The 13891-nt window shown below is 48.8% G+C and carries 10 protein-coding genes; 6 read left to right on the top strand and 4 right to left on the bottom strand.

Going from position 1 to position 13891, the window contains the following annotated elements; translation table 11 throughout:
* Nucleotides 1–8 precede the first annotated feature (8 nt).
* Both ABIE64_RS10745 and ABIE64_RS10740 read left to right on the top strand, forming a co-directional pair.
* Entirely contained in the window at nt 9–1793 is a 1785-nt protein-coding gene (locus ABIE64_RS10745) for a terminase large subunit domain-containing protein (RefSeq protein ID WP_354377423.1), read from the top strand.
* Nucleotide 1794: 1 nt separating this feature from the next.
* Nucleotides 1795–2799: a phage portal protein gene (locus ABIE64_RS10740; protein WP_354377422.1), complete on the top strand. Its 1005-nt coding sequence runs from the start codon at nt 1795–1797 to the stop codon at nt 2797–2799.
* On the opposite strand, the gene ABIE64_RS10735 is transcribed toward ABIE64_RS10740, so the two are convergent.
* Together ABIE64_RS10735 and ABIE64_RS10730 are read right to left on the bottom strand one after the other, a co-directional pair.
* Entirely contained in the window at nt 2796–3113 is a 318-nt protein-coding gene (locus tag ABIE64_RS10735; RefSeq protein ID WP_354377421.1) for a DUF4236 domain-containing protein, read from the bottom strand. The genes ABIE64_RS10740 and ABIE64_RS10735 overlap by 4 nt on opposite strands.
* Nucleotides 3114–4022: 909 nt before the next feature.
* Entirely contained in the window at nt 4023–4856 is an 834-nt protein-coding gene (locus ABIE64_RS10730) for a DNA adenine methylase (RefSeq protein WP_354377420.1), read from the bottom strand.
* A gap of 738 nt (nt 4857–5594) precedes the next feature.
* Here ABIE64_RS10730 and ABIE64_RS10725 point away from each other — a divergent pair.
* Entirely contained in the window at nt 5595–6104 is a 510-nt protein-coding gene (locus ABIE64_RS10725; RefSeq protein WP_354377419.1) for a HEPN domain-containing protein, read from the top strand.
* 590 nt (nt 6105–6694) lie between these two features.
* Here the strand turns inward: ABIE64_RS10725 and ABIE64_RS10720 are convergent.
* Both ABIE64_RS10720 and ABIE64_RS10715 read right to left on the bottom strand, forming a co-directional pair.
* A complete protein-coding gene (locus tag ABIE64_RS10720) occupies nt 6695–7402 on the bottom strand; it encodes a response regulator transcription factor (protein ID WP_354377418.1) in 708 nt (235 codons plus the stop codon).
* Between the two features lie 33 nt (nt 7403–7435).
* A complete protein-coding gene (locus ABIE64_RS10715; RefSeq protein WP_354377417.1) occupies nt 7436–8893 on the bottom strand; it encodes a sensor histidine kinase in 1458 nt (485 codons plus the stop codon).
* Nucleotides 8894–9209: 316 nt separating this feature from the next.
* Here ABIE64_RS10715 and ABIE64_RS10710 point away from each other — a divergent pair, with 316 nt between their 5' ends.
* From ABIE64_RS10710 to ABIE64_RS10700, 3 genes are read left to right on the top strand one after another with little or no spacing between them, the layout of a single operon-like run.
* Nucleotides 9210–10439, top strand: coding sequence for a TolC family protein (locus ABIE64_RS10710; RefSeq protein WP_354377416.1), 1230 nt, complete (start codon nt 9210–9212; stop codon nt 10437–10439).
* Nucleotides 10432–12645: an ATP-binding cassette domain-containing protein gene (locus ABIE64_RS10705; RefSeq protein WP_354377415.1), complete on the top strand. Its 2214-nt coding sequence runs from the start codon at nt 10432–10434 to the stop codon at nt 12643–12645. Before ABIE64_RS10710 ends, ABIE64_RS10705 begins: the two co-directional genes overlap by 8 nt.
* A 16-nt stretch (nt 12646–12661) precedes the next feature.
* On the top strand, nt 12662–13867 hold the full coding sequence (locus tag ABIE64_RS10700) for a beta-barrel domain-containing protein (RefSeq protein ID WP_354377414.1): 1206 nt from the start codon (nt 12662–12664) through the stop codon (nt 13865–13867).
* Nucleotides 13868–13891 lie beyond the last annotated feature (24 nt).

The raw sequence follows: 13891 nt of genomic DNA, 5'->3' as shown, positions 1-13891 counted from the left end.
CTGCAGGCATGACAGACACCGACGCAAGCAAGCGCCTTGAGGCGCGAAACCTCTATCATCAGGCCTACACCGTTGCCGATATCTCCAAGCGGCTTGACGTGCCCTATGGCACGGTCGACGCATGGAAGCGGCGCGACAAATGGGATGACACCCCGCTTGTCGTGAAGATGGAAAGCTCGATTGATGTGCGGCTTTTGCGTCTGATCGCCAAGGAAGACAAATCCGAAACCGACCTGCGGGAAATGGATCAGCTCGGTATCCTTCTGGAACGCGCTGCGCGGATCCAGAAATACGACAAAACCGGCAAGGAAGCCGACCTTAACCCCAAGATTGAAAACCGTAACGAGGCCAAAAAGCAAAAGGCCAAGGGCAAGCAAAAGAATTACCTGACAGAAGATCAGGTGCAGATGCTGGTCGATGCCTTTGAACAGGGGCTTTACGGATATCAGATCAATTGGGGCGCAGCCAAAAAATACCGCGAACGCAATATCCTGAAATCCCGTCAGATCGGCGCGACGTGGTATTTCGCCCGCGAGGCCCTGATTGATGCGATCACCACCGGTGATAATCAGATTTTCCTTTCTGCCTCAAAGGCGCAGGCGCACGTTTTCAAGCTGTATATTCTTGAATTCGTCCGCGAGATCACGGGCGTTGAACTCAAGGGCGATCCGATCACGCTATGGAACGGGGCAACGCTTTACTTCCTAGGCACCAACAGCAAAACAGCCCAGTCCTATCATGGGCATGTGTACCTTGATGAATACGCGTGGATCAGCAAATTCCTTGAATTCCGCAAGGTCGCGTCGGCCATGGCCACGCACAAGAAATGGCGCAAAACATATTTCTCGACCCCGTCGACCATCAATCACGATGCGCACGCCTTCTGGTCTGGGGAATCCTACAACAAGGGCAGGGCCAAAGCCGACCGCGCCGACTTCGATGTTTCGCATGATGCCTTGAAAAACGGGTCTGTCGGGCCGGACGGGCAGTGGCGTCAGATTGTCACGATCATCGATGCTGAGGAATCCGGTTGCGACCTGTTTGATATCGAACAGTTGAAACGCGAATACAACGATCAGGACTTTACGAACCTGTTCATGTGCGGCTGGGTCGATGACACCGCCAGTTACTTCCTGTTCGATGAATTGCGCAAATGCATGTGCGATGCATGGGAAGAATGGGAAGGCGACTTTGCGCCCTTTGCCGACCGACCGCTTGGCAGCCTGCCGGTCTGGATCGGTTATGATCCGTCCGAAACCGGCGATCACGCATCCATCACCGTCATCGCCCCGCCCCAGACCAGCAACGGCAAATACCGCGTTGTCGAAAAGATCAATGCCACCGGATCGGATTGGGCGGCACAGGCCGAAGTCATTCGGCGACTGACATTGCGCTACAATGTTCAGCATATCGGCATCGATGCGACCCAGATCGGCAGCGGTGTGTTCCAGCTTGTCCAGGCGTTCTTCCCGGCTGCGGTTGCCATAAAATATTCGGCAGAAGTGAAAACCCGCCTTGTCCTGAAGGCAAAGCACCTGATCAGCAAGGGCATGCTGCAATTCGACTATGGCTGGATCGATGTCTGCATGGCCTTCATGTCGATCCGTAAAACCAGCACCGCATCGGGCGGCCAGATGACCTTTGCCGCATCGCGATCCAAAGAAACCGGCCATGCCGATGTGGCCTGGTCGATCATGCATGCGATTGATCGCATCGACTTCCTTGATTTTAACGAAACAGGCGTTGCCGTTGGCGCAGACAGCCAGCGCAAATCCATTCTGGAGATTTTCTGATATGGCGCAGTCAAAAAAGCGCACCACGAAACCGGCACCCAAGGCAGAGGCATTCACGTTTGGCGACCCGGAGCCGGTGCTTGATAAGCGCAATGTCGCCAGCTACTTCCATTCCGCCTATAACGGATCCTTCTATGAACCACCGATCAGCTTTGACGGGCTGGCCAAGTCTCTGCCGTCCAATCCGCACCATGAAAGCGCGATCCGCTTCAAGGTCAATCAGCTGGCAACGCACTATATCCCGTCCCGGTTTTTAACCCGGCAGGAATTCACCCGCCTTACGACCGATTTTCTTGTTTTTGGCAATCTGTTTGCCGAGCAGCGCCGGTCGCGTCTGGGCAATTTGATCGGGTTGACAACCGCGCTTGCCCGCTGGACGCGGGTGAAAAAGGATAACCGGTTCAGCATGCTGATTGATGGCAGGGAACATGAATTTGAAGAAGGCGCGATAGCCCATCTTCAGGAACCGGACATCAATCAGGAAATCTATGGTTTGCCTACCTATACGGCGGCTTTGCAATCGGCTTGGCTGAACGAGGCCGCGACCCTGTTTCGCCGCAAGTATTATCAGAACGGCAGTCATGCCGGGTTCATCCTGTATGTGAATGATGCCGCCGCCAACTCCGAAGACGTCGATGCCATGCGCGAGGCACTTAAAAACGCCAAGGGACCGGGCAATTTCCGCAACCTGTTCTATTACGCGCCGAACGGCAAAAAGGAAGGCATTCAGGTCATCCCGCTGTCCGAAGTCGCCGCCAAGGACGAATTTTCATCCATGAAAAATGTCACCCGCGACGATATCCTTGCCGCGCACCGCGTCCCGCCGCAATTGCTTGGCATCGTGCCGGTCAATGCCGGTGGCTTCGGTAGCATTCAGGACGCCGCCGAAGTCTTCCACAACAACGAAATCCGGCCAATCATGGCAGCCCTTGAGGGACTGAATGACATGGTTGGTGAAAAGGTGATTTCGTTTAAGGACTATATGGGGAAGATCAAAGAGGCTTAGTTTCCAAATAGCGAACTGGCAAAACCGACCAAAAATATGATCAAAAAGAAGTATCCGATCATCCTCCACATTTCCCACCGTTTTTTCGGAGGTAAAATACCCATCGGTTTAGGCGTTCGTGGTTTTCCTTTTGGTGAATTTGAGTGTGAAAATGTATGGCTTAAACCGGATCCGGGAATCCCGACCGTTGTTCGAGTACCTCTTTTACTGAAGTTGGTTGTGAAACCTTTTCCGCCAATGCTGAGGGATGATTGTTTACTTCCAACATTTACTCTAATGCCCGGAGCTATCTTGAATGATTTCCGAAATCGCATCTGCTTTGCCTCCCCAAAATTGATCCGCGATCTTCTACCGGTAAGAGTAACACAACTTTTACGGGGACATATTGGGTTTTGTATTTCGTTTCAGCCACTCCGAAACTTGATCATAAGTAACTAGAACGACATCAACAGGGGGGGCGCCGCATTTGCTGCAGCGCAGCCTTTTTCGTATCTCGCGGGGGGAATTCTGGCCCAGATGCCGCTTGCAGATATCCTGCCAAAGCATGACGGCATTTCGCCGTCCGCAAGCGCAGCGGCATCCAAGTGCCGCATACTCCTTCTGTGACCAGATCCTGAAGATGGGTAAGTCGAAAAGCTGATTTTCCATTGGGCCAACCTTTGGCCCTGTCCCGATCATAGAAATCTGAGAACGTAAAGAGAACGTCAAGCCTATAAAAAATTAATTTTGAAAAGTGAGTTCTTTCAATTCAGTACCGCCCATTCAATAAATTTTTTTGCATTAAGTCGTTGTATATCCACAATATATTGTGGATTTCGGCGTATGAAAGCGCTTGACAGATTTCAGGGATCGGGCGAGGGTTCCAGTCATAAACGACGAAGGCACCCCATGTGGGGTGCCTTGCGAAACCTCAGACCGGGGTCAAGGTTGGATAGTCCTCTTTGCAAAGTGACTATCGCCCTTTGAACGTTGCTTGTCAACATTCAGCCCCTCCTTCAGTCGTAGGAAAAAGTCTGTCTGCGGTAAGGAGAAGTTATAATGTTCAAGCATTTAACTGATCTTGTCGTGGCACTGACGGGGCTTTTAGAGACCCTGATTGCTTTGATAGACAAAATCTAAAGAAAAAGGCCCGCGTTTGATGGAAAACGCGGGCCTTCTCGGTGCATCAGGGAGGCATTCCAGTCGAAGGCCCCCAGCTTTGCGCCTGGCATGAAATTGGTCAATCAGGTTGTGGTTGGATAGCCATTGGTGATGATGACTTCGCCAGTCTCCTTCGGCTTTGATCCGTTCAGGCTGTATCGGGTTTTCACCGCCTCGATCGAGAACGCGCCAAAGGTTTCCCGGACTCCGGCTGTGTCATTCAATGACAGGATAAAGCGGCCCTTGATGGTTGACAGGATCCCGGCCAGCCTTTCGAAATCCGCCCGCGTGAAGACTTCCTTGCCATAATAGTCTTCCGATCCCCAATAGGGCGGATCAAGGTAAAACAGGGTATCGGGCTTGTCATAGCGGGCGATGAAATCGGCATAGGGCAGGCATTCAATCACCACCCCGGCCAACCGCTCATGAAGATCATCAAGCATCGGTACCAGCCGTGTCAGATCAAACCGCGATGGTTTGTCTGTATTCACACCAAAACTGCGGCCCCGGACTTTCCCGCCAAAGGCGGTGCGTTGCAAATAAAGAAACCGGGCGGCGCGTTGAATGTCGGTCAGGGTGTCGGGGGCGACTTCCTGAAGGCGCTCAAACTCAGCACGGCTTGCCAGCTGGAATTTCAGGTAATCCACGAAATAGCTGTAATGCTCCTGAAGCACTCGAAACAGGCCATACACATCCCGCGATATATCGTTGATCACTTCATGGCGTGGAGCGGATCTGCGGCGCAGGAATATTCCGCCCATGCCAACGAACGGTTCGGCATAGATTTTATGCGGGGTGGCTTCGATGCGTTCGATCACTGTTTTGGCCAGAAGGCGTTTGCCGCCGACATACGGGGCAACCGGGGCGATGGGTTGGACGGGACGCGGGGATGCAATCAAATCGGATCGGGCAGTCATACGGATAACCTCATGCGAAAAAGAAAAGGCCGGGATAACCCGGCCAGTTCAAGTTACACATGAGGCATATACTATTTAAGGTAGTGTTGGTTGCAGGTCATGCTATCCAACTTCCCGCCTGATCAGAATGGGGGGGGCAGGGGGTAAAACAGCCAAAAAATCGCAGTCTCCCCCCGCCACGCCTTCGCTCTTTATGTGTCGAAAATTCTGCAATGCAGAATGTGCGTTGAAGCCAATGGCGGACAGGAGTTTGCAGGGATTTTAAAACAGAAAAAGTTCTGCATTTCTCGGCACAGTTTTGCATCAACTGTCTGACAGGGGGATCTGGTGTGTTGCACTGCTCAGGTCCATTTCTGGTTTTCGCGTCGGAAAAAGGTAACAGGCGTTACAGCCTATAAGATCATGACTTAAGTATCTGATTTTATGTGTGAAATGGCGTTACCCTGAAAAGTAACACGTGGTAACAATCCAAGTGGAAAAAGGTTACATTATTGATATAAAACGGTTTTCTTTATTCATTTTGCAACTCTATGGAAAGGTAACATCGTTACCTTTTGCAACTCTATTGCAACCTTTTCTTGTGTGCTGATTTTCTTATACTTTATAGATAGTTAGATAGATAACTTATATAGTTGTTACTCTTGTTACCTTTTTCCGATGGCCTCAGATTTTGACAGACCATAACAAGCGAAAGACTTGTACTGTCGCTGTTCCGTCAAAGTTAAACAGCGGAGTGTGATGATGTTGATTGAGTTACAAGCGGAGGCCTTCCTCAACGCATATCATGTGATTAAAAAGCATGAGAAGGAACAGCTTCGTAAGAGACAAAATCGCGCCGTTTCCTGGAATAAGGAAAATCCTCATTTGCCTCCATTATCACAGATATCCGGAGCGAATGAGATGCCGACAGGTGTGGTTGATTTCGTTTGTCTGGCGTTTTCGGTCGAGCTGTATTTAAAGGCGTTGCATGAAGTTTTTGGCCAGACGGTCGGTGGTCACGAGATTGAAAAGCTATTCGATAAGCTGCCTTGGGAAGTTCGAGATCAAGTTTTTACTACGCATATGCAGGGTCAGTACGGTGCTAACTGGACGGATTATCGTAACCAGTTAAAGCTGATCAATGACGGTTTTGTTGAGTTTAGATACTTCCACGAAAAAGGTGCGCTTAACTATCATCAAGGCTTTGCTCTTGGTCTAATCGATGCAATTAAGAAAACAATGGCTGTTTTCCGTTCAAAAGCCGATTAACCCCCTTGTTATCGTGGGGCATCATATGACTAACATATTGATATAATTCAGGTTTGTTTGGTCTTGCCGTGGGGCAGATGATTGTTGATTTGTTTCGCAAAATCGGAGTTCTGCCATTCCCTCCGGGCCTACCACTTTCCTATACTCCTTCAGCCTTCCAGTAGCAGTCGTGTCGAGATTCTGCTCGGGTTCAATTGTTTTTTTGGGGGGAGGTCTATCTCCTAATTTGTGTGTGACGGACGCCGTAATGATTGCGAAAAATGGCGGTCAATATTGTTACATGCGAGGTCATTTACTTTAGCTTTGCTGGTTATCCCGGAAAGCACATTGTAATTGACAACGTAGCCATTAAAGCAAGAGGTTGCTGCCGTACCCGCGAGTGCGTTTGGCCTTGGTGGAAGAAGGGGGCTGTCCGACCACTCTGCTCTAGGGGGGGGGGGGGGGGCTGAGCCCTGGCCTGTAGCGGTTAATGCGAACACTACAGGATCCCATGTTCGATCTGATCTATGCCGTTCTGATATTTGGCGCCGTTGCCATTTGCTGGCTCATGGTACGCGGCTGCACGCACCTAGGAGCTTTCAGTAGTAATGTTAGGCACTAAGTTTTCTGATGCGTCCATGAACCTTGACATCTGGAAAAATATATCCGAGCCCGCGTGCTGATCGCAGAGGTAAAGGTGCTTTGGTTTTGTAGAATTTCTTGCGCAATCTAGAAATCAGAACATCCAAGGTCCTATCATTTCCAACGTTCTTGTAGTTGTTCATGCAATTTAACAGGTAGTCTCTCGACAACGGTTCACCCGCTTTGGAGCTTAATTCTGCAACAATCGTATATTCTGCCGCGGAAAGATTTACCTTCTCGTTTTCCGGTGAGGTGAGTGTCCATTCGTCAGCATCAAATATCCAGGAGTTTTCTGTCTCAAGGGGGTGACTTCTCACTCTTTCGCTTAGTTTTCGGGCTATGACTTCAAGTTCCTTGAAGTCGATGGGTTTTTCCAAATAATAGTCAGCCCCAAGAGAGAGCCCCAGCACGCGGTCAGCTGGGCCCTTCCGTGCAGAAACGAGAATGACCCCCAAGTCAGGGTTTTCGCATAATTCACGCAAGGCAGAGAGGCCGCTTTCGCCCGGTAGATTGATATCAAGTACGATAACGTCAGCTGCAAAATTTTGCCTAATGGTACGAAGTTCCTGAATTGTCGATGCTTCCCGAACTGTAAATCCATTCCTCTCAAGATATAGTTTCACTGGGTACCGGAAATCGTCATCATCATCAACAATTATTGATGTAATTTTAGACATTTGTTCTTTAATCTCCTAAGGAAAGTAAGGTTACTATGATAGAGGTATGGTAAACTTGAAAGTGCATCCATCTGTTTTTTTATTGTTGTATGCAATTATTGTTCCTCCAATGGACCATACGCATGATTTTGCTATGTGAAGTCCAATTCCATTTCCTTTTTTATGTTTTGTGGATTTTGATCTGTAGTATTTCTCAAATATTTTTTCTTCATGTCCGGGTTCTATTCCTGGTCCGTCGTCAGTGATGTATATCTCTGCCTTCCTTTTTGATTTCATTCTATGTTCGACATTTGATTGAGTTTCACATCTGATTTCTACTTTACCTTGTGGGCCAGAATATTTTCTTGCGTTCTCTATTACGCTTGAGAGGGCAATGAGAAGTGTGTTCCTATCGCCAGAAAACCGAGCGCTCATCGGAGGGGGGCTTAATTCACATCTGTATTCTGTTGCCAGCTCACCAAGCAGGTCGCGTAGCGAGAATGTCTCTGTGGTGTTGCTTGAGCTTGAAAGTCTTGCAAACCCATCAGTTAACCAGCTTTCTGAAAGCTGAGCGAGGCGGTTCGTCGTTCGTTTGATTCTGTTTATTTCAGTGTATAGCTCTTCATCGTAGTGCTTGCCGCTATACTCGATAAGCTGGCACGCGGCGCTGATTGATGCCAATGGGCCGCAGAATTCATGGGATAGCATCGCAGTCGTATTTTGTTGTTCGATTAGGGCCTTCTCGAGCTTTTCCCGGGTCTCACTTAGTTCATGGAGACGCAATTTTATCACCTTATGAATATAGAAAGCGGTGATCAGGGGGATTGACGCCAGGATCGAAAAGGCGGCGATTGGTATTAATTCGTTGATGATTAGTGATGGATAGGGGGCGGCGGGCGTGCCGATTGTGTTGAGCCGTCGCCAGAATTCATCTTGCAGAGCCGCGCTGTTCAGCATGCTATCTGTGCTTAGGATTAATATTGCGATGCAAGGGCTGCCAATAAACAGTCGGGCAGGAAGGTCGGACCTCTCAAATCGCTCATCAGGTCCAAGAATGCGGTAAAGACAAATTATAGAGCAAATAATAAGCGCAATATGACCAGTGTAATAAGTTGGGTCATGATAGCGGATTGTGGATATGTATAGTAGTCCAGATAGAGCTGAGTTTGTAATTATTAGTCCTGCGCATATCACTTGATGGTAAATGAATATGCATGAGTTAATTGAAATGGATATTGTTATTATAATTGCATAAATCTTGTATAATTCATTGTTTGCTGTGCCTGTCATTGCAGTCAAAATAAACGAAGAATATACGACGTATTTTATCTGAGTTCTATTGTAGTGATTGCTCCATATGTCTAATATCCCGTTTTTATTAGCATATAGCGTTATTGTTACATATGAGTGAAATATGAATAAAGATATCAGTATTATATTTTCTTTTAAGACCATTATCTTGTCTCCAAGCTTCATTATTTTTGTTTTTTGGGTCTGTTGGGTGTGGAACATTTCGAAATTTATCAATTAATGTCTAAAAGGGAACATAAAAATTCTGTTATCCGCATGGTGTAAGTATTTTTTTGTATTTTTATTTGCTACTTATAGTTGAGTATTTATTATTGTTTCTAATTGTGAATTTTTATTTCATGTTGTTTGCATTCTTTTCTTATTGTTTCATATTATTTCTTTTATTTTACTATTGTGACAATGACATTTGCTTGATGAAGTGATTTTATTTCTCCAAATGGTTGGCGTTTTATTTATCGCCTGACCTTTGGAGGGGGTAATGATTTTTTTTAAAGCGTCTCGGTTTACGAGGCGGTGCATGTGGGCTTCGGTTCTTGCCTGCGTGTTTCTGATGGCGCAGGAAGTGAGCGCCAAAGCTCAGCAAGTTCATAGTTTTACAGTTGAAAAGCTGATCGCCGAGGCATTGCGTGTTAGCCCGGAGATTCGCAGTAGCCTTATGCTGAAAGAAGCAGCAGAGGCCGATGTATGGGGCAAGTTTAAAGGGTTCTTTCCTGCACCCGGTGTAGAGGCAGAAGGTGGTGGGGATGACAGCTATGCAACATTTTACATCCGTCAGCCAATATGGTCGGCCGGTCGTATTTCTAATCAATTCGAGCTGGCAAAAGAGCAGTCATACGTAACGACCCTGAAAGAAAAATCCATTCAATTGCAGCTGTCTCTTCAGGTGATTAATGATGTAGAGACTGCGTTGATAGCTGACAAAAGCATCAATATTTATCGTGATGGCATCGCCCAGCTTGGCGTGTTGCTAAGCATGATGGAGCGTCGCGTCGGAACGGGTTTGTCGTCCGAGATTGAGATCGAGGTTGTGAAAACCCGTCTCAGCTCAATGAAAACCAATGTGGCTACTCTTACCGCGACGGAAGAGTCTGCATTGGATCGACTTACTTTGATCACGGGCCTGCCCGTTGAGGCAGGTTATATTGTTCTACCCACAAAGAAGGACCTGCCACCACGGGTCGTAGATCTGGATGCAGAAACCGTCTCGGCAGCGTTGAGCTTTAGTCCCGACATTAAATCCAGCAATTCCGCGTATCGCGTTGCCCTGTTGCAAGCCGATATTTCGAAAACCAGTCTGTACCCGACAATTTATGCCCAAGCTCAGTACTCTGTAACTGATCTTAAGGGAAATGGGGACGCTGAATTTTTTGTTGGTCTTGATTATCCGCTAAGTGGTGGCGTTGGCGAACTTGAAGGTGTGATCGCTGCTCAAGCGCGAGCGGAATCCGCAACATTCGATGTCGCATCTGCAGAGCGAGATCTGCGGGCGCAGGTTCTTTCAGAGCTGCACTCCTATCGAGCGTTACGTGATTTCCTGGAAAACGCGGATATCGGAATCGTTTCAACCTCGCAGGTGCTGGAGTCTTACAGAAGGCAATTTCTTGTCGGTGAAAAGTCTTGGCTGGAAGTGCTTAACGCTGTTCGGGAAAAGGTTGAGCTGGAGATTACGAGGGCAAATGCGTCGATAAGGGTTGCCACCAACCATCTTCGACTGAAAGCAAGAGTTGGAGGTCTTGGCAATGGTTAACATTTCCTCTGTCAAGCAGATGTCGCCACAAGAAAAGGCACTTTTTTCCAGCAGTTTTTTGTGGGTTGGTCAACGCCTTCCGGGGCTTGTGAGAGCAAATCAAAAGCTGTCTCGCCGGAAAATTTCCGAAATTTTGGCAATTGAGGGATCTGCAGCGCCGGAAAAAGAGGTGCTGTCTGGACCGATCAAGCTTTTTCAGGGCCTCGGATATGTTGCGCCTTCCTGGACGGCAGTGGCACGGGAAAACCAGGTACCATTGCTCGCAATGGTACCTGAGCACGGCTATTGGATCGTTTATGATCGAGATAACCGCGGTGGCTGGCTTGTTGAGGGGCCTCAGGGACGAGAAGTTGTGGATGAGTGGCCGGAAGGTACTAAATTTCTGCCAGCTGCTTCCCGTATTGTAGAGCATGCCCCGCTTTCGGCGAGTGACGATATCGATCAGGCCGTCTCTTCTGAGCGTTCTTGGATCTATTTCTTCATCCTGTCTTCAGTTGTTGCCAGTTTGCTTATGCTCGCAACATCTCTGTTTAGTATGCAAGTCTATGACAGGGTTATGGCTACTGGCGGAATTCCGACACTGGTTGTTTTAATGACGGGCGTGACAGGTGCCATAATTGTCGAATTTTTGCTTAAAACGGCACGTGCGTCACTTGTGCACCATATGACCAAAAGCGTCGATGTGACCTGTGCAAGGCACGTTTTTGCGAGATTGCTAAAGGTGCGTCTTGATGCATTTCCGCAATCTGTCGGGACTCTTGCCGCGCAAGTCCGTGGTTTTGAGACAATTCGAAGTTATCGCACAGCAAAGACGACCTATTTTCTTTCTGATGCACCGATTGCCATAATTTTTCTGGCAGTAATCTTCCTCTTGGCGGGACCAGTTCTTGCTGCAATTCCTTTGATAGCCTGCATCGTAGCCATTCTGTGTGGTTTATCATTCCGAAAGGCGATCGAAAGTCACACTCAGAAAGAAAACCTTGTCGGAAACAAGCGCCAGGGACAGTTGGTTGAGGTTATCCGTAACATTGAGGTGGTGAAATCAACGGGATCAGCATGGTATTTTGCACATAAATGGCACTCGCTTTCTGAGCAAACAGTAGCAGAAACACTTGAAACAAAGAGTCTAAGTGAGGTCTCGACCTTTATCGCGGGCGCCATTCAGCAAATCAGTTATGTTTTACTTGTCTCTGCAGGGGCATATCTTGCGGTCTCAGGTAGCGGTATTACGACTGGTGCAATCATTGCCTGCAGCATTTTGTCGGGACGTATACTAACCCCGATAAACATGATTCCGGGGCTTTTGGTCCAGTCCGCGCACGCAAAAGCATCGCTAAAAAATCTGGATGCGCTTTACCAGCTACCCATCGAAAACCAATCTGTTACCCATCCGCTCGTTCCAGAGGTCATCAAGCCGGAATTCAAGTTTGACCGGGTAGAGTTCTCCTATGCAGGACAGCCTGCTTATTTGTCCTTCGACAAGCTGAATATCGGTGAAGGGCAGAAAGTAGGAATTGTCGGGGCAGTCGGTTGCGGCAAAAGCACCCTTCTGAAATTGCTCTCTGGTGAATGTGCGCCGTCACATGGGCATCTACTGGTGGGCGGGGTCAATATTCAGCACATAGACCCCAGTCGCCGGGTTGAACTGATCTCTTACCTGCCGCAGCAAACCCGTCTTTTCGGGGGGACCTTGCGCGAGAACCTTACCCTTGGCCTGCCACATATAGATGATCAGAAATTGGTCGAGGTGGCCGAAAAAACGGGCCTCATGCAGATGATTTCCGGGCGTCATGAAGGCCTGGATCTGCCAATTCACGAAGGCGGAAGCGGACTGTCCGGTGGTCAGGCTCAGTTGGTGGCCGTGACGCGCTCTATCCTATCTGATGCTCAGGTTTGGTTGCTGGATGAACCGACAGCATCAATGGATGAAATGTTTGAAGCCAAATGTATAGCGGCATTCTCTGAGCGCTTGGGAGAGAGCGATACACTCGTTCTCGTGACGCATAAACCTGCTTTGTTGTCGTTGATCAATCGACTGATCGTATTGGGACCTGACGGGCAAATTGTCCTTGATGGTCCCAGGAATGACATCCTTGCAAAACTGAAACCACCACGGCGTGAGACAACCACTTTCAGGAACAAGAAGACAGGAGCCACAGCAGTGGCAGTCGAGCCTGAGGTTGCAAGTGCTGAATTGGCCAATTGAATTGAGGGGGAAAAGCATGCCGTATCATCATCTATCGTCATCGGTGTCTCGCGTCAGAAGAGGTCCGTTTGGTTCGATGGCAATCATTGTCATTATTGTCGTTGGAACCGGAGCTTTCGTGGGTTGGGCCTCCGCTACCAAGCTTGACGAGTTGGCCCGCGCACAAGGACAGGTCATCGCAGAACAGCGCACCCAGGTGGTGCAAAGTATCGATGGAGGGGTCCTTCGTTCTTTGCTCGTAACCGAGGGAGAGATTGTCAATAAAGGGCAGCTTATTGCGACCTTCGACAAAACTCGTGCGGAAGCTGCATACGATGACAGTCAAAACAAGGTGGCGGCTGTGCAGGCGCGCCTTGCGAGGCTTCAAGCTGAAGTCTACGGGCACCCGGAAGTGAATTTCCCCCAGAACCTCTCTGCTTGGCCACAGTTTATCGAAAACCAGCGAAGCCTTTTTGAGAAGCGCAAGCGCGCCGTTGAGGAATCAATTCTGGCGCTCAAAAAACTTCGGTCACTCGCGACGCAGGAATTGGCGATGACCAAACCCCTGCTTAAACATGGTGATGTCGGTCAGGCTCAGGTTGTTCGTCTTGAGAAGCAAGTGGCTGAACTAACCGGGCGAATCATCAACCAGCAAAATGAGTATTTCCAAGAGGCACAGACCGAAATGGCGAAGGCCGACGAGGAACTCGCAGCCCAGCTAGAGTTGATGAGGGAGCGTAAGGTTATTCTCGATAACACTGATATTTATGCACCTCAAGACGGGATCGTTCGGGATATTGGCATTACGACGCTTGGTGCGACTTTGAAGCCGGGCGATCCGATCCTTGAAATTTTACCGACCGATAACCGGCTGATTTTTGAGGCAAAATTCGCACCAAGCGACATTGCGCCTTTGGAACTTGGACTGCCCGCCCAAGTGAAACTGGATGCCTACGATTATTCAATCTACGGAAAGGTTGATGGGACTGTGGCGTATATTAGCCCGGATGCCCTGACCCAAAAGGACGCTAGCCGTGGCGAGGTCAAGTACTACCGAGTTTATATCGAGCTAGGTCGGAGCGGGCAGATTTCTCCTCGTGACAAGCAAGCCAATGATTCAGAAATCAAAATCAACCCAGGCATGACAGGGATTGCCGAAGTGCGGACGCGCGACAAGACCCTTCTGAGTTACTTGACCAAGCCAGTATTCAAAACCCTGGATGTCGCCTTCACCGAGCGGTGAATGCCGTAAGGCGATCACCCCAGA

The sequence above is a fragment of the Thalassospira sp. MBR-102 genome (assembly GCF_040549275.1).
Classification (GTDB): domain Bacteria; phylum Pseudomonadota; class Alphaproteobacteria; order Rhodospirillales; family Thalassospiraceae; genus Thalassospira; species Thalassospira xiamenensis.
This window is presented reverse-complemented; position numbering and strand designations above follow the sequence as displayed.

Coding starts and splice junctions, on each gene's coding strand:
- ABIE64_RS10745 (WP_354377423.1), top strand. CDS start 9: ATGACAGACACCGACGCAAGCAAGCGCCTTGAGGCGCGAAACCTCTAT.
- ABIE64_RS10740 (WP_354377422.1), top strand. CDS start 1,795: ATGGCGCAGTCAAAAAAGCGCACCACGAAACCGGCACCCAAGGCAGAG.
- ABIE64_RS10735 (WP_354377421.1), bottom strand. CDS start 3,113: ATGCGATTTCGGAAATCATTCAAGATAGCTCCGGGCATTAGAGTAAAT.
- ABIE64_RS10730 (WP_354377420.1), bottom strand. CDS start 4,856: ATGACTGCCCGATCCGATTTGATTGCATCCCCGCGTCCCGTCCAACCC.
- ABIE64_RS10725 (WP_354377419.1), top strand. CDS start 5,595: ATGATGTTGATTGAGTTACAAGCGGAGGCCTTCCTCAACGCATATCAT.
- ABIE64_RS10720 (WP_354377418.1), bottom strand. CDS start 7,402: ATGTCTAAAATTACATCAATAATTGTTGATGATGATGACGATTTCCGG.
- ABIE64_RS10715 (WP_354377417.1), bottom strand. CDS start 8,893: ATGTTCCACACCCAACAGACCCAAAAAACAAAAATAATGAAGCTTGGA.
- ABIE64_RS10710 (WP_354377416.1), top strand. CDS start 9,210: ATGTGGGCTTCGGTTCTTGCCTGCGTGTTTCTGATGGCGCAGGAAGTG.
- ABIE64_RS10705 (WP_354377415.1), top strand. CDS start 10,432: ATGGTTAACATTTCCTCTGTCAAGCAGATGTCGCCACAAGAAAAGGCA.
- ABIE64_RS10700 (WP_354377414.1), top strand. CDS start 12,662: ATGCCGTATCATCATCTATCGTCATCGGTGTCTCGCGTCAGAAGAGGT.